Consider the following 15,142-nt stretch of genomic DNA (forward strand, 5'->3'; position numbering starts at 1 on the left):
GCTGAGGCCGGTCCGTTCCGGCGGTGAGGCTCGCTCTCGCTGCTCGGACCACAATCGCATCATGAGGATGAACGCATCATGAGCAAAACGAATGGCCCGTGCTGCCGGTTCCAAATTCTAACCGCAGGGTTTCGGATCGCGGGCACTGGCCGCACGCGGCAAGCGCGCAAAGCCGCGCTGGAAGAAGGTCCGGAGCGCGCGAGCGTCCGCGCCTACCACTCTTCCGGACAGGGATCGACGATCTTCCAGAGATCGACGCCGTTCCTGATCTTCTTCATCTCGGTGGTGAGACCGCCGTTGCGGCGGATCCAGTCCTTCACCGTGTCGGGATAGTAGGACATCAGGTCGGAGGTGCCCTCGAGGCTCGTGACCTTGATGCCGAAGGTGAAGGCCTTGTCGTAATAGGCCTGGTGGAAGCCGATGCTCGCCTTCGGCGTCACGCAAATCTTGTTCAGCGGCACGATGCCGAACACCAGCGTGCAGGCCGAATTGCAGATGCCGTCGATCACGACCCGCTCGCGGCGCTCGCGGATCTGCTTGTACTTGGCCTTGTACTCCTCGACATAGCCGCCATGGTCGCGCGTGATGTGCAGAACGGCTCGCGCTGGCGTGACCGCCAGAACCGAGAGCAGCAAAGCGACAAGGGGCGTGATGCGCATGGAATGTTCGAAACCGAGGGAAAGGCAGCCCGGGCGGACCTGACCGCAAGACTCTGGCCGGACTGTGTTGGCAATCCGTTAAGCATCCCCAAAAAGGCAAAATTTGGCGCGCTGTGACTGATTTCCCGCAGCTTTTGGCCAGATTCCGGGTTAGATGAAGCGTCAGAGGATCTTGGACCGGCTGCGCAAGCCGATTCCATCGTGAATGCCAGGAGGCCGCCAATGACCAAGACCAAGCTTTTCGCCGCCCTCGCCGTGACCGTTTCCCTGGCGATCCCGGCCCTCACCCCGGCTGCAGCGGCCGACCTCTCGGCCACCCCGCGCCACCACCGGCATCACCACCACCACGCTTATTGGGGCCTGCCCTACCACATCAGCTATCTGCACAATTACGGCCCGGGCCCGGCCGCCGGCAGCTTCGCCTATTACGACGGCCCGTCGACCAACAAGTGCTACCAGGGCTCGGCCGCCTATATCGGCCAGGATCATCGCCGGCATCCCTGCTTCTGAGCTCAAAGCAAGGCCGGCGGGACGCGCGGACGCCGTGCCGTCCCTGCTGGCCCCGACGGCCCAAGTCTGATAATCGACCCGCAACGCGCTCGTAGCTCAGCTGGATAGAGCATCGGATTTCGATTCCGAGGGTCGGGAGTTCGAATCTCTCCGAGCGCGCCACTAGCGCACCACCCAAATCGATTGGACTTGCCTGGTTTCTGACGCCCCCCGGCGACATGGAACCGGCCGATTAACGCTCCCGCGGTTTGGGCTTCCCTTCCCCTTGACGCTGTTGGGCGCCGGGGTGATAGGCTACCGGCATTTCAAACGGCCATTTTGAATGAACGATTTATCGGGATTGAAGCAGCTTTTGCTGGTGGTTTTGATCTTCGTGCCTTTCGAGCGACTGCTCGCCGCGAGGCCTCAGAAGATTCTCAGGCGTGGCCTGCTGACCGACATGGCCTTCCTGTTTCTCAACGGGTGGCTGGTGGTAGGCGGCGTGATCGCCATCATGACGGCGGCCGTTCTGGTCAATCAGTCGATCCTGCCGGCAGCGCTGACGCAGACGATCGGCGATCTTCCGTATCTGGTGCAAGTGCCCATCGTGATCCTGATCGCGGACCTCGGCGTCTACTGGACGCACCGCATCCTGCACGTCGTGCCTGCCATGTGGGAAATCCATTCCGTTCATCACGCGGTCGAGGAACTGGATTGGCTCGCTGCGGTTCATCAGCACCCGCTCGACGTCATCTTCATGAAGGCCGGGGCGCTGTTTCCGCTTTACGCACTCGGTTTCTCCGCGGAAGCGATCGCCACTTACCTTCTGATCTACTTCTGGCAGACCTGGCTGGTTCACGCCAATGTCCGCCTGAACTACGGACCACTGCGACACATCCTGGTGTCGCCGGAATTTCACCACTGGCACCACAGCAGCGAGACGGAAGCCAGGGACAAGAACTTCGCCGGACTGTTCTCGTTCTACGATGTGCTGTTCGGGAGCGCCCACCTTCCGAAGGGGCAGAATCCCAAGACATTTGGCGTCGATCATCCAATGCCTTCCAGCTATCTGGCGCTCCTGGCCTACCCGATCGTCGCGTGGACCTCGAAGCGCAAGCGCAACGACCCGCCAGCCGCCCAACCTCACATGCCAAGTGGTGGCGAGCCTGCGCAGCCGCGCCAGAGCGCGCCGCTGAGCTAACTCCGCAGGCTCTTGTCGCCGAACCAGCGCCGGCAGGCGCGGCTGAAGCTCGTTGCGTCGGTGTAGCCGAGCGCGGCCGCCATCTCGTCGCGCGATTGCGTGCCCGCCGCGAGCATTGTCCGGGCGCGCTCGCGCAGCACGCCGTCGAGCAGCGGCCGGAAGGCGCAGCCCGCCTCCGCCAGCCGCCGCACCAGCGTCCGCCGCGAGGTGCCGACGAGGCGCGCGGCCTCCTCCTCGCCGAGCCGCTGCGGCAGCCGCGCCGCAATCAGGCTCTCGACGATCCGCGCCAGCGCCGCGGTGTCCGAGCGCGGCTTCTCGATTTCCTCGAGCGCTTCGATGGCCTTGGCGTGCAATTCCGGATCGGCAAACGGCGAAGCCCGCGCGCATAGCTGCTTGGGCACGTCGAAGATGAAGGCGGCGGCGTTGAACTTCACGGCGCAGGAATAATACGGCATCAGCCGCTCCACGCCCGCAGGCGGCGGCCAGGGAAACTGCAAGGTCGCCTGATCGATCGCATCCTCGAGCAGCTGCGCATAGACCGCATGCACGTTGAGGCTGACCGCCAGCGCCACGGTGCGCCATAGCGCGGCATCCATGGCGACCGCAGGAGAGATTTCAATCTGGATCGAGCGCGGTGTTGTGCGCAGCCGGTTACGGATGAAGGGCGCGCGGGTCGACCCGAAGCGCGCGCCGGTGTTGAGCGCGTCCGCGATGGTCGGCGCCGTCCTGGTCGCGACGTCGAGCGCGCCTTGCAGCGATGTCGACCAAACCGCCGCGGCCGACAACGGCCACAGCTCACCATGCCGGCGAGTGATGTTGGCGGCGAGGATCATCAGCGACGACACCGGCATGTGAGCGCCGGGCTGGTCGAGCACGTCCTGCTGGATTGCGGTGCCCTGCAGCAGCTCGTCGCGTTCGCCCCGCGTCTTGCCGAACGCCCGCACCAGCGCCCGCGCATAGCTCACGGACACCGGCGTGCGAAGGGCATCGGCCTCCGATCCCTGCATTGCCTTGGCGCCCTCCCTCGCGAGCGTCCAGCCGAACAGATCCGGTGGAACAGGTTTGGCGCAAAATGCCACAAAATTGGCCTGTTGGGAACTGGCGGCGCAGGCCCGCCTCGCGGCATCCTCTCTGCAACAACGGCGAAACGCCGCCTCGACAAGAAATGCTGGAGGGAATGCGATGATCTTCACGGGCACCAATGCCGCTGGCGAAACGATCACCTACCGGGACGGCAAGCGCTATCTGTGGATGCTCTCGTTCATCCCGCCGCTGATCCCGCTACTGTCCTACTGGCTCTTCCTGCGGACGCACAATCCGCTGGTGACGCTGATTCCCTTCGTCTTCATCTTCATCCTGATCCCGCTGCTCGATGTCCTGTTCGGTGAGGACACCCACAATCCGCCGGCGGAAGTGGTCGCCGCGATGGAGGCCGATCCGTATTATCTGCGGCTGGCGCGTATCACCGTGGTGTTTCCATGGATCAACTACGTCGCCCTGATCGCCTTCTTCGGCACGCAGGAGCTGCCGTGGTGGTCCTACGTCGCTTTGCTGCTCGGCGTCGGCACCATCAATGGCGGCGCGCTGTTGATCGGGCACGAGCTCGGCCACAAGGCTGACCGGCTCAACATCCTCTTCGGCATGCTCGCCAACTGCGCGGTGGGTTACGCCCATTTCCGCGTCGAGCACAATCGCGGCCATCACACCTGGGTCGCAACGCCGGAAGATCCCGCCAGCGCGCGATTCGGTGAATCGATCTATGCCTTCGCGACACGCGAGCTGCCGGGCGCCTTCAGGCGCGGCTGGCGCAATGAGGCCGAGCGGCTGACCCGGCGCGGCGAGCCGGTCTGGTCGGTCAACAACGAGATCCTGCAGGGCTTTGCGCTGACGCTCGTCGTCGCGGCCATCCTGATTGCGCTGTTCGGCTGGAAGGTCGCGCCGTTCATCGTCGCGCATCATTTCCTCGGCTGGTATGCGCTGACCCAGGCCAATTATGTCGAGCATTACGGATTGCTGCGCGAGAAGCTGCCGAACGGCCGCTACCAGGCGGTCGAGCCGCGCCACTCCTGGAACACCAACCACATCGTCTCGAACCTGATGACGTTCCATCTGCAACGTCATTCCGATCACCACGCCAACCCGATGCGCCCTTACCAGTCGCTGCGCGATTTCGACGACATCCCGCGGCTGCCGAACGGCTACACCGGCATGTTCGGTCTTGCCGCGATCCCGCCGCTCTGGTTCCGCGTGATGGACCCGAAGACACTGGCGTGGGCCGGCGGCGACAAGAGCAAGCTCAATCTCGGCGACCGGCCGGTGAATGCATGATCGCGACGGGCGCCGCTTCTAGGTCTGCCCGGACCGCCGCTTCATCGCGCCGATGCCGAGGAACGAGCCGTTCACGGACGGATACTGGCTGGTGAATTCGAACGCATCGAAGCCAGGTGCTTCGAATTCCTTCAGCGCTTTCCAGAGCAGCGTCGTATCCGGACAGGCCTGGGAGTGGATGTCGTGATGTACGATGATGCTGGCGTGGGAGCGCACCAGCAGGTGATCCTGCATCGCACCGCGCAGGCTGTGATCGCCGTCGATGAAGACGAAGTCGGGCTTCAGCCGATCGACATGCGCACCGACCAGCGGTGACGTTGAATAGGCCTGGAGATAGACCGGCTCGATGTCAGTCTCCTCCTCCTTCAACGGCGCAAGCGCGCATCCCGGGCGGAGAATCTTGCCGCCGCCGGTTTTCACCCGCTCGGGATCTTCCGGCGGACAGCCTCCACGCCGGCGTCGGTCACGCGATATTTCCGTCCCATCTCCGGGAGGATCCAGCCCTTCTCGATCATTCCGGCAATGGTGCTCGGGCCGACACCCGCAGGAAACGGCCGGCGATTTCGGATCGCGTCAATTGCGACCCGCTCGAGATGGGTGGCGACATGCGAGGGGCGCGCGCGAAACGCCTTTGCCATGATGAGGACCGACAGCACTTCGGCGCGACGGCGCACGGCCGAAGCGCTGCGGGTCAGTTCGTTGCTGATCGAGAGCGTTCTTGCCGGCCCTGGCGAGTTCTCTGAGCTTCTCGTCCTCGTCAGAGCTCCAGCGCCGCACGATTCCCATCTGGCCCTCACCGCCTGGATACCCATCTCGAACCGATGCATACGCAGGCGGCGCTGATTTGCCATGTGACTTTCGGCACCTCTTGATGTGACGTTGGAGACTGTCGCCATCAGGAAGGCCGATTTCGAAAACGCTCCTAGTGCTTGCTGGGTTCAAGCGTGATGAGCACGCCGGTCGGTTCGGGCTCGTGCGGCCGCAGCGACGTCAGCTCCGGATCGCTCCACTCGGCAAGGCTCACCACCTCACCGGTCTGCCCCGGCATGTCGGAACTCTGGGCGGGTTCGAGCACCTTGAGCCCGGTGGTGTCGACGAAGAATGTGTGCTCGCCGAACACGCTGTTCAGCTGCGCCACCGCCGGATGATCATCCGGAAGCACCTGCGCGTTGAGTTGCGTCATGGTCTGCTTGACTTGCGTGGAATTAAGCTTCATCCGCTGCTCCTGCTTGTTGGTTCCGGCCTTTGGATGTTTCCCTGGCTGGTTCCTCCCTGCCCGCACCCCTCGCCGGGGGCTTCGAAGTCTCGAACCGATCTGGCAACGAAACGTTCCGCACGCGCGACGCATTGACCGCGTACGCGCAGGTTCCAGATCCATCGCTATGTGAAGTGTGGCGCGACGTCGGGTGCACCCGCTCGCTACGTGGCGGACGGCTTCTTCCTGGCGAGCCCTTCCAGATGCACGCGGCGCGCAGCGGATTTGCGTGCGCGCGCCCTGGTGCGGCAGGCCCGGCAGCGCACGGCCTTGGTGAACACGTCGCCCTTGGCGGTCTCGTACCACCATTTCTGCTGCAACGGCGTCCAGACCTCGGCAACGCCGCAATCCTTGCAGACAAAGGGCTCGGGCCGATAGGTTCCGCGTTCGACGAAATCCGGAATCGAATAGCTGTTCGAGGCGGCGAGCTGGCTCGTGACCACCGCAACCTCGTCGCGCGCCAGCGCGATCTTGTAGTCGCGCAGGCGCTGCCGTTCGGCGGCGCGTTGCGCCAGCGTGCGACGCCATTCCTCAGCCTTGCGCTGTTTGGCTTCGATCTCGCCGCGCGTCTGCTTGCTGCCCTTCACGCCCATACCATCCGTCTTGCACCGTATCGACGAACGTCCGGCAGCCCGGCCGTATCAAGACGACGTCATTGATCCGCTGCAGGTCGGCGCAGGCTTGCCATGGTAGCCGCAGCATCGCGGGGCGGCCAGATCGATCCGGGCGGAGGTTACGTCCGCCCCTGCTCCGCCGGCCGCATGTGGATCAGCGCATCGAGAACCAGGACAAGCACGGGACGCTGCTCGTCGTTGACGAGCTCGGTCTTGAAGATCACGACGGCGTCGCGACGCTCCGGCCTGATGGTGATTTTCTGGATCCGGGATTGGCCGGTGAGCGTGGCTCCCGGGCGAACCGGGCTCGGCAAGCGGATCTCGAAGCTCCGCCCGACGATGCCCGCCACCTTGGTCCAGATCGCCTCCACGACGAGCCGCTGATAGATCGCAATGGTGTTGAAGCCGCTTGCGATCAGGCCGCCGAACGGGCCCGCCGCAGCCGCGACGGGGTCGGTATGGATCGGCACCGGATCATATTTGCCGGCGAACTCCAGGATCTCGGCTTCGCCGATCGTGTAGGTGCCGAGCTGGAATGTCTGGCCCTCGGTGAGATCTTCCGCATACAGCATCGCGCGCCTCCGTCTGTCGCGCGACGATAGACCAATGCTGCGGGCTTTCCATGACCTCCGGGGCCATGAACTTCGCGCACCGGGCTCCGGGCGCGCGGAAACGACGCGCGCGGCACCCGCCGCCCGCGTCTCGCTACAAGCCCCCGCGGCTATTGCAGCCGCGCCGCCCTCGCCTTCGCGGCCTTCACCGTGTTCTCCATCAGGCAGGCGATCGTCATCGGGCCGACACCGCGCGGCACCGGCGTGATCGCGCCGGCGACCTGCACCGCTTCGTCGAAGAAGACGTCGCCGCACACCGCGTAGCCGCCGTCCGGCTTCTCGACGCGCGTGGTGCCGACGTCGATCACGATGGCCTGCGGCTTGATCCAGTCGCCGCGCACGAGCCCAGCCTTCCCCACCGCGCTGACCAGGATATCGGCCTGACGGCAGATCTTGCTGATGCCGCGGGTGTGGATGTGGGTTTGCGTCACGGTCGCCTGCTCCTGCAGCAACAGCGCGGCCATCGGCTTGCCCACGATGTTGGAGCTGCCGATCACCACGGCATGAGCGCCGGTGAGATCTCGCCGGATCGACTTGATCAGCCGGAGACAGCCGAGCGGCGTGCACGGCACCAAGGCATCGTCGCCGTGAAACAGCCGGCCTGCATTCAGCGCGTGCAGGCCGTCGACATCCTTAGCGGGATCGACCGCCGCCATCACGCGCAAGGCGTCGATATGCGCCGGCAGCGGCAGCTGGATCAGGATGCCGTCGACATCGTCGCGCGCATTGAGCGCGTCGATCCTGGCAAGCAGATCGGCCTCGTTGGCGTCATCCGGCAGGCGCTCGACCTCGCCGCGCAGGCCAATCCGCTCGGCCATCCTGACCTTGCTCTGTACGTAAATCTGGCTCGCCGGGTCACAGCCAACCAGCACGACCGTGAGCCCGGGCGCGCGGCGCAGCCGGTCCAGTTCGCTCGCAACCTTGTCGATGACAATTTGGGCATGTGCATGCCCATCAAGAATGTTCGCCGTCATGGCACCTCCGTTTCGAAGCGGTGCCCAGGCGCGCGGCGTTCAGTCTCTGCGCTCCCCGATGGTGGTCCATCCAAGCGCCAGTCGCGCAGATGCCGCCGTCATAGCCGCCCGGCCCGGCAAACGCAAATCACGCTCGCTTGCGGCCGAACCGGCGACGAATTGCCCCTGTTTTTGCCGGTGGATCGGTGCCGGGCGGGGCCCTTCCGGGGGTAGGATTCGGGCAGAACTTGCGATAAGCCTCGGCGCTTGCCGGGCTTTTCCGATCCCCGGCGCCATCCTTCCGGTCATCACGCCACTTCGGACATTTTCACCATGAGACATATCATCCTCGCGCTGGCGCTCCTCTGCCCGGCTGCCGCGCTTGCTCAAGGCACCGCTCCAGCCACCACGCCACCGCCCGCCGCTGACAAGCCGGCGGCGGCCTCGCAGCCGATGGTCGGCGACAAGCCGCTGGTCCAGGTCGGCAAGAAATCGGCGGCCAAGAAGGGCGAGAAGGCCGCAGCACCCGGCAAGCCGCAATCGGTCGCGCAGAAGCTCCAGGCCTGCCAGGACATCGACGACGCCACCAAGGAGCGGCTGATGTGCTACGACGAGATCTTCAAGCCGCAGCCCAAGCCGAAGGCCGCCCCTGCCAAGGGCGTCGCCGAATGCCGGTTCGTCAAGGAGGAGGACGAGCGGCTGACCTGCTACAACGGCTTCGCCGACAAGATTCCGCGCCTGCCGCGCTAACCGGTTCCGGCCACCACGGGCGCCTTCCCGCAACCGGTTACCGGGCTGGCATCGCGGACACGAAAATGCCGCCGCAAAGTGTTTGCGGCGGCGTATCGATTGCCGATTGCGGCGTGTCCGTGCCTACCAGGTACCGAAGCCGCCGAAGAAGCCCATGCGCGGCTGCTGCTGCGCGACACGGTAAGGCTGATACATTCCGGGCTGGGCCAACCGCATCGGCTGCTGGGAATGGGTATGGCTGTGCGCAATCTTGCGCTTCTTCGGCGCCTGCACCGGCTGCTCGGCCGGCTTCGCCTCGGCCACGACCGGCCCCTTGCGCGCGTCAGCCTTCTCCGGCGGAATGAACTGGGCGAACGTGTCACGGACGCGGGCCTGCGCCGACGCATCGCTGGCAGCCGCCGGGGTCGCTGCGGCGACCGCGTTCACTTGCGACGGAACGATGGTCGGCAGGTTGGTGTCATACACCACCCGCTCCGGCAGCTTCTGGGTCGACTTGATGCGTACCATGGTCTTGCTGTCGACGCCGGGCGACGACAGGCCCTGGCTGGCGACTACGGCCTCCTGCGGTACGATGGCATTGACGATGAAGAGCAGCGCGAGCAGCACGCCACCAACGAACAGGAAATAACGCGCCACAGGCATTTTGGTAGCTCCCCCCGCGCTACGGGCGCGGTTCAACTCGACGCGACGACATCTTGTCATCGCGCAACGAATTCATCGTCTGCGCATGATCACCCGGACAGACGCCATCCGCTCTCCCGGGTCGTTCTCTAACGGTCGGCTTATTAGTTAGTTCCTCCCTGGCCGTTACGGTTCACCCGGCAAGTCAATTCCCGGTCACTTTTTCGGGATGCAGGGTTTAGGCGCGGCTGGCGGTCACGACCGTGCATTTCGCCTTGTTTGCGTTAACATTTACGAACCCGATCAGCATCGGCGGGTAGGTCTTGCGGCTCCTCATGGCGATGGTGTCCGGGATCAGCCGCTTGCGTTCGGTCACGGGGCTGCCGTCGCCGCGGATGAAGGCGCAGGCGATCTCGATATCCTTCACCGCGAAGTCATTGGCATTGCGCAGCGTCAGGGTGACCAGCACCTTCGAACCCAGCCCGCCGCGCCGCCAGGATTGCGAGGCGATCCGCAGCCTGTCCAGCGGCGATCTTTCAGTACCCGGCTCGGACGCTTTGGCCGCTTCGGCCGGCTGCGCGGCGGTGGCCACGCCGACCGTGGCCGGCTCAGCTGCCGGTGCGGCTGGCGCGTCCTTTCCAGCTTGATTTGTGATTTGGCCGGGCTGCACCCCGGTCGATGCATCCTGCACGGTGCGGATGACGGCGGAAGACACCGGCCAGACATCTTGGTCTCCAGCATCGCTCGGCTCGGGGAGCATGAACCACGCCGCAATTCCGGCGACCGCGATCACCGATAGCAGCAGGCTGGCGTAAAGGCCGCCCTCACCGAGACGTCCGGCGCCAAATCTTCGAAACGACGCCAAGCCGATTCGCATCGTCGTGCCCTCACCCTCGACGCCCTATCAAGCCGCCACCCAGCACAGAAACCGCAGGCATCGCAGCGTGCGGCATCCGGGACGGCCGCAGGTCGAGCGGCCACGCAAGATCAATCACCGACCGCCGGAATGGTTTCATTCCGGGACGACAATCTTGCGGCTGGCATCACGGAGGCATGGTATCCCAACGGACCAATCGCTAGATTTGCGCCGCCCGAGAGCGAGTGCCGCGCCCCAAGCGCGCGCGAGAACAACAAGGAGATCGCAATGCCTGTCGTCACCTGGGACCACGTCCATCTGCGCAGTCCCGATCCCGAGGCCACCGCGACCTGGCTGCGCGACATTCTCGGCGGCGAGATCATCCGCGGCCCCGGCCGCATCGAGGTCCAGCTCGGCGGCGCCAAGGTGTTCATCGCGGAGGTGACACAAGGCGACGGCGTCAACGCCCCGCCGGTGACGCCGTATCAGGGGCTCGATCATTTCGGCCTGACCGTGAAGGACATCGACGCGGTCGCGGCCGAGATCAAGGCCAAGGGTGTCGAGTTCACCAAGGAGCCGACCACGATCCGCCCCGGCGTGCGGATCTGCTTCATCCGCGGCCCGCAGGGCATCTCGATCGAACTACTCGAGCGCGACCAGAAATACGCGTGAGCGAAGACCGATCCGCTACGTCATGCTGCCGGGCATGAAGCAGCGGATCGTCACGCCCATGTAGCTCTTGATCGGCCAGACCATCGCGCGGCCGACCCGGTTGGGCTCGGTGACCACAGCCTCGTCGGGGACGTCGACCCAAGCCCCATCGAGGCGCACGCGGTAGTGCCCGTCCTTCGACTCCCAATCGACGTCGCTGACCGCGCTGCCGTCGGCATCCGAGCAGCACGGTCCCTTGCCGCTGCGCAGACCGTCGAACCATTCCTTGAGCGGCGAATTGGCGTAGCGGCCGTCGGGATCGCGCGCCCGCGCGATTTGTACGGCCGCCGCCAACACCAGCATCATCAGCCCGAGAGACACCATCACACGGCCCGCACGACGGGCCCAAGTTCCATTGGCATTGCGAGGGCGCGCCAAACGGCCGCCCGATTCAATCCAGTCCGACATGTGTTCGCTCCAGCACTCACCGGCCAGTGCAACCAGAGCTATGCATTTCGCGGGCCAGTTCGATTCGCGCGCACGGTCCGCTGTCATCGCGCCGTCACACCGGCTGGCAGGAACCGAGGGTTCACGGTCAGTCCGGATACCCCCGGAATCAACCTGCCGCATTGCACAAGGTTGCTCGCTTTGGCATAAAAAACCAATCCGGATTGCTGCGGGCGCGGCAGCCGGTACATGGGACGTTATGAAGAACGGGCTGTACTCAATCCACGTCACCCTGCTGGACGGACGCGTCGGCAAGGGCAGCGGAGTGATTCTTTTCCGCGACGGGCAAATTCTCGGCGGCGATGCCTATCTCTATTACACCGGCAGCTACACGGTGAAGGGCGACGCGTTCAAGGGCGAGGTCCTCGTGCAGCGCCACACCACGCCGCGCGAGACCGACAACCCATTGTTCGGCGGGCCCGCGCCGGTGGGCATCGGCGTCTCCGGCACCTTCACCGACACCCGCGGCACCATGAGTGGGACCGCGCTGGTCGGCAAGGCGAGCCTGATCTTCGGCGCCACGCTGCACAAGCTCGCGGATATCAATTAGGTCATCGCACCGGCATCTGACCCGTCATCCTAAAGTGCGAGCGTAGCGAGCCTCGAAGGATGCACGGCCCGGTCGGTGGCCGTCGATCCTTCGAGGCTCGCCGAAGAGGCTCGCACCTCAGGATGACGGAGCTAAAGCTGGCGCCACCGACTCATCGCTCACCTACTCCGCCGCCTGCTCCAGCGGTGCGACGCGCGGCAGGATCATCTGGATGCGGGTGCCGTTGCCCGGCGCGGAATCGAGCGAGAGCCGGCCGCCAAGGCGATTGGTGACGATGCTGTAGACGATGTGCAGCCCGAGCCCGGTGCCGCCCTGGTCGCGCCGCGTCGTGAAGAACGGATCGAAGGCGCGGCGGCGCACGTCGAGGCTCATGCCGCAGCCATTGTCGGCGAAGATCACCTCGACATAGTCGTTGCCGGAGGCGTGCACCTGGATCTCGACCTCGCCGGCCTTGCCGTCCGGGAACGCATGCGCGACCGCGTTGAGGAACAGGTTGGTCAGCACCTGGCCGTACGGTCCGGGATAGGAATTCATGATCAGGTTCGGCTCGCAATCGACGTTGAGCGTCAGATTGTGCTTGCGCAGGCCGGGCCGCAGACTCATCACCACCTGCTCGGTGAGATCGCCGAGATCGAAGGTGCGCTGGTCCGAATAATTGCGGTCGGCGGCGACCTGCTTGAACGACTGGATCAGCTCTGCGGCGCGGTTCAGATTGGCGACCAGCTGCGAGGAGGCATCCCGCGCGGTGTTCAGGAAGTCGTTGAGGCTCGAGCGGCGCAAGTCGCCGCGCTCGACCTGGGTCGCAAAGTTCGCGGTCTTGCGCTCCAGCGCGGAGGCCACCGTGAGGCTGATGCCGACGGGATTGTTGACCTCATGGGCGACGCCGGCGACCAGGCGGCCGAGCGCGGCGAGCTTCTCGGCCTCGATCAGCGAACTCTGGGTTTCCCGCAGATTGCGCAGCGCCGCCTCCGCGGAATCCCTCGCCTTGCGCATCTCCTGTTCGGAGCGCTTGCGCTCGCCGATGTCGAGCGCGACCGTGACGATGTTCTCGATGTCGCCCTGGGCATCGAGGATCGGCAGCTTGTTGACGAGCCATTGCCGCATGTTGCCGGCTGCGTCCTTGTACTCTTCCTCATAGAAACCAAGCTCGCGGCGCGCCGACAGGACGCGCTTGTCGTTCTCGTCGGTCTTGGCTGCGCCGTAGCGCGACATCAGCTCGGCGGTGGTCTGGCCGATCGCGTCCTGCGGCTCGATGCCGAAGATACCCGCCATGTAGCGGTTCATCAGCACGTAGCGCAGGTTGCGTTCCTTGACGTTGATGACGGCGGGCACCGTGTCGATGACCATCTGCAACAGCCGGCGGCCTTCGGCGATGGCGTCCTCTGCGCGCTTCTGGTCGGTGATGTCGCGCACCGTGCCCTCGTAGCGGACCACCTCGCCCTCGTCGTTGCGTACCACGGTCGCGGAATCGGACAGCCACAGCACGGTGCCGTCACGCGAGCGCACCTGATACTCGTAGTCGCGCACCGTGCCGTCGCGCAGCATCAGCTGCTGGTACTGCTCCCGTGCCGCCGGATCGACATAGACGGTGGACGCGATGTCGCCGATGCCGTTGATCAGGTCCTGCGGCGTGGCATAGCCCATCATCCGCGCCAGCGCCGGATTGGCGTTGAGCAGCGCACCGCCCGGCGTCGTGACGTAGATGCCGTCGACCGATGCCTCGAACAGCTTGTGGTAGCTCTCCTCGGCGAGCCGCTGCTCGGCAAGCGCGCGCAGTGCGGCCTCGCGCGCGCTGTCGGCATCGACCAGGGTCTGGCGGAACACTTCGGCTGCGCGCGCGATGTCGCCGATCTCGTTGTCGAGATCGGCGCCCGGAATGAACGCGCTCTTCTCGCCGCCCGCGACCTTGCGGATCGATCCGGCGATCCGGGCGAGCGGGCGAACGGTGCGGCGAACCACCAGCACCGAAGCGAACAGGCCGATCAGCACCCCCGCCGTGCCGAGCACGATGCTCTGCCATTTTGCCTCCGCCAGCGTGCGCGCGAAATCGCGCGACAGCACATGGCCGCGGCGGGAGCTAAGCTCGCGCAGTAGCTCGGTGACCTTCTGGATCAGGCGGCCTTCGGCGCCGAGTACCTCGCGGTCGATGTCGGCGATCTGGCCCTCGCGAACTGAAATCGCGCTGATCGCCTCGGCATAATTGTCGACCGCGCCGCGCAGGGCGGGTTCGGCGATGGTCATCGCCCGCATGCTTTGCGCGGCCTGCTCGGCGGCCGACGTGTTGTGCGCCAACAGCGCGGTGGCAATGCGGCTCTGCGCCTGCGACAGCGTGTTGGCCAGCGCCGCATCATCGCTCGCGGCGACCGCCTTGTCGAACGCATCGCGCAGCGGCGGCAGCCCGGCGACGATCTCGGCACGGCGGCTGAGCAACGCCGAGATGCGCTCGATCCCGCTGCGATAGGTCGCCAGCCGCTGGGTGACGCCGTCGATCATGTCCTGCTGCTCGGGCGCCAGCTCGATCCGGGTCTTCTTCAGGATCTCGCTCAGCGACTGGGCCGCCTCTGCGACCTGGGCCGACTGGTTTCCGGGCTCGGTGACGAAGTCCCGCGCCGCCAGCCGCAGCTCGTTGGTGCGACGATCGATATCCTCGGCGATGTCGCCGACGCTTTGCAGCCGCTGCAGCTCGGCGAAGGTCGTATCGATGTGCCGGATCGCGATCACGCTGGCCGTCGACGTGATGATGATCACAGCCAGCACCAGCAGGAAGCTGCCGAACGTGAGCTGGCCAATGGAGAGGGAGAACGCACGCGGCGCTTGCGAATTCGGCGGCAATTCAGCGGTCATGTCATCAAGGCCGGGGTCCAATGCGCCCCAATATACGGGAAATTACGGGCTTTGGGGAAACATGCTGAAGCCCCCCGCCGGCCGGCGGTGTGACCCGTGTCACCCGGGGGGCCGTCGGTGGCCGATTCCGGCACAGGGTGACATCAGGCCTCGTTCGACGGGATGCCGGCCTCCTTGACGCATCCGGGGACATCCAGCCGGCAGCCGGTTTCGGGAGACAGGACATCAGCGGCGGCGGTCGTCCGCGGCGGGA

Annotated in this window: 18 protein-coding genes, 1 tRNA gene and 1 riboswitch; of the genes, 7 read left to right on the forward strand and 12 right to left on the reverse strand. The window is 65.3% G+C overall.

Annotated elements, in window-relative coordinates:
* Positions 1–212: 212 nt before the first annotated feature.
* A complete protein-coding gene (locus tag HU230_RS16625) occupies positions 213–659 on the reverse strand; it encodes a hypothetical protein (RefSeq protein WP_176530705.1) in 447 nt (148 codons plus the stop codon).
* A gap of 222 nt (positions 660–881) precedes the next feature.
* Here HU230_RS16625 and HU230_RS16630 point away from each other — a divergent pair, with 222 nt between their 5' ends.
* The 3 genes from HU230_RS16630 to HU230_RS16640 all read left to right on the forward strand — a co-directional run bounded on the left by HU230_RS16630 (position 882) and on the right by HU230_RS16640 (position 2,349).
* Positions 882–1,169, forward strand: a complete 288-nt coding sequence (locus HU230_RS16630; RefSeq protein WP_176530704.1) for a hypothetical protein — start codon at positions 882–884, stop codon at positions 1,167–1,169.
* Between the two features lie 85 nt (positions 1,170–1,254).
* Positions 1,255–1,331 (forward strand) — tRNA-Arg (locus HU230_RS16635).
* A gap of 160 nt (positions 1,332–1,491) precedes the next feature.
* Entirely contained in the window at positions 1,492–2,349 is an 858-nt protein-coding gene (locus HU230_RS16640) for a sterol desaturase family protein (protein WP_176530703.1), read from the forward strand.
* On the opposite strand, the gene HU230_RS16645 is transcribed toward HU230_RS16640, so the two are convergent.
* Entirely contained in the window at positions 2,346–3,356 is a 1,011-nt protein-coding gene (locus HU230_RS16645) for a helix-turn-helix domain-containing protein (protein WP_176530702.1), read from the reverse strand. The genes HU230_RS16640 and HU230_RS16645 overlap by 4 nt on opposite strands.
* 175 nt (positions 3,357–3,531) lie before the next feature.
* On the opposite strand from HU230_RS16645, the gene HU230_RS16650 reads away from it, so the two are divergent.
* On the forward strand, positions 3,532–4,677 hold the full coding sequence (locus HU230_RS16650; RefSeq protein ID WP_176530701.1) for an alkane 1-monooxygenase: 1,146 nt from the start codon (positions 3,532–3,534) through the stop codon (positions 4,675–4,677).
* An 18-nt stretch (positions 4,678–4,695) separates the two neighbouring features.
* On the opposite strand, the gene HU230_RS16655 is transcribed toward HU230_RS16650, so the two are convergent.
* From HU230_RS16655 to HU230_RS16680, 6 genes are all read right to left on the reverse strand, one after another.
* Positions 4,696–5,097, reverse strand: a complete 402-nt coding sequence (locus HU230_RS16655) for a class I SAM-dependent methyltransferase (RefSeq protein ID WP_176530700.1) — start codon at positions 5,095–5,097, stop codon at positions 4,696–4,698.
* Complete coding sequence (locus HU230_RS16660) at positions 5,094–5,351, reverse strand: hypothetical protein (RefSeq protein ID WP_224943319.1); 258 nt, start codon at positions 5,349–5,351, stop codon at positions 5,094–5,096. The genes HU230_RS16655 and HU230_RS16660 overlap by 4 nt, the downstream gene beginning before the upstream one ends.
* Positions 5,352–5,599: 248 nt before the next feature.
* The gene (locus HU230_RS16665) at positions 5,600–5,893 is read right to left on the reverse strand and encodes a hypothetical protein (protein WP_176530699.1); all 294 of its coding nucleotides are present in this window, start codon (positions 5,891–5,893) and stop codon (positions 5,600–5,602) included.
* A gap of 203 nt (positions 5,894–6,096) precedes the next feature.
* Positions 6,097–6,519, reverse strand: coding sequence for a zinc-ribbon domain containing protein (locus tag HU230_RS16670; protein WP_210284222.1), 423 nt, complete (start codon positions 6,517–6,519; stop codon positions 6,097–6,099).
* Between the two features lie 146 nt (positions 6,520–6,665).
* Complete coding sequence (locus HU230_RS16675) at positions 6,666–7,118, reverse strand: MaoC/PaaZ C-terminal domain-containing protein (protein WP_176530697.1); 453 nt, start codon at positions 7,116–7,118, stop codon at positions 6,666–6,668.
* Between the two features lie 149 nt (positions 7,119–7,267).
* Complete coding sequence (locus HU230_RS16680) at positions 7,268–8,131, reverse strand: bifunctional 5,10-methylenetetrahydrofolate dehydrogenase/5,10-methenyltetrahydrofolate cyclohydrolase (RefSeq protein WP_176530696.1); 864 nt, start codon at positions 8,129–8,131, stop codon at positions 7,268–7,270.
* A gap of 15 nt (positions 8,132–8,146) precedes the next feature.
* A riboswitch (ZMP/ZTP riboswitch) is annotated at positions 8,147–8,226 on the reverse strand.
* Between the two features lie 217 nt (positions 8,227–8,443).
* Here HU230_RS16680 and HU230_RS16685 point away from each other — a divergent pair.
* Entirely contained in the window at positions 8,444–8,860 is a 417-nt protein-coding gene (locus tag HU230_RS16685) for a hypothetical protein (protein ID WP_173642391.1), read from the forward strand.
* A gap of 123 nt (positions 8,861–8,983) precedes the next feature.
* Here the strand turns inward: HU230_RS16685 and HU230_RS16690 are convergent, their stop codons facing one another.
* Both HU230_RS16690 and HU230_RS16695 read right to left on the reverse strand, forming a co-directional pair.
* Entirely contained in the window at positions 8,984–9,502 is a 519-nt protein-coding gene (locus HU230_RS16690) for a hypothetical protein (RefSeq protein ID WP_176530695.1), read from the reverse strand.
* Between the two features lie 217 nt (positions 9,503–9,719).
* The gene (locus HU230_RS16695) at positions 9,720–10,274 is read right to left on the reverse strand and encodes a hypothetical protein (protein ID WP_176530694.1); all 555 of its coding nucleotides are present in this window, start codon (positions 10,272–10,274) and stop codon (positions 9,720–9,722) included.
* A 351-nt stretch (positions 10,275–10,625) separates the two neighbouring features.
* Between HU230_RS16695 and HU230_RS16700 the strand changes: the two genes are divergently transcribed.
* Entirely contained in the window at positions 10,626–11,009 is a 384-nt protein-coding gene (locus HU230_RS16700; RefSeq protein ID WP_176530693.1) for a VOC family protein, read from the forward strand.
* A 15-nt stretch (positions 11,010–11,024) separates the two neighbouring features.
* Here HU230_RS16700 and HU230_RS16705 read toward each other — a convergent pair whose 3' ends face one another.
* On the reverse strand, positions 11,025–11,456 hold the full coding sequence (locus HU230_RS16705; protein WP_375789532.1) for a hypothetical protein: 432 nt from the start codon (positions 11,454–11,456) through the stop codon (positions 11,025–11,027).
* A 238-nt stretch (positions 11,457–11,694) separates the two neighbouring features.
* Here HU230_RS16705 and HU230_RS16710 point away from each other — a divergent pair, with 238 nt between their 5' ends.
* A complete protein-coding gene (locus HU230_RS16710) occupies positions 11,695–12,045 on the forward strand; it encodes a GrlR family regulatory protein (RefSeq protein ID WP_092114933.1) in 351 nt (116 codons plus the stop codon).
* A 162-nt stretch (positions 12,046–12,207) separates the two neighbouring features.
* On the opposite strand, the gene HU230_RS16715 is transcribed toward HU230_RS16710, so the two are convergent.
* Positions 12,208–14,889 carry a PAS domain S-box protein gene (locus tag HU230_RS16715; protein ID WP_176530692.1) on the reverse strand — a complete coding sequence of 894 codons (2,682 nt, stop codon included), beginning with the start codon at positions 14,887–14,889 and terminating at the stop codon, positions 12,208–12,210.
* Positions 14,890–15,142: the final 253 nt, after the last annotated feature.

Source organism: Bradyrhizobium quebecense, assembly GCF_013373795.3.
Classification (GTDB): domain Bacteria; phylum Pseudomonadota; class Alphaproteobacteria; order Rhizobiales; family Xanthobacteraceae; genus Bradyrhizobium; species Bradyrhizobium quebecense.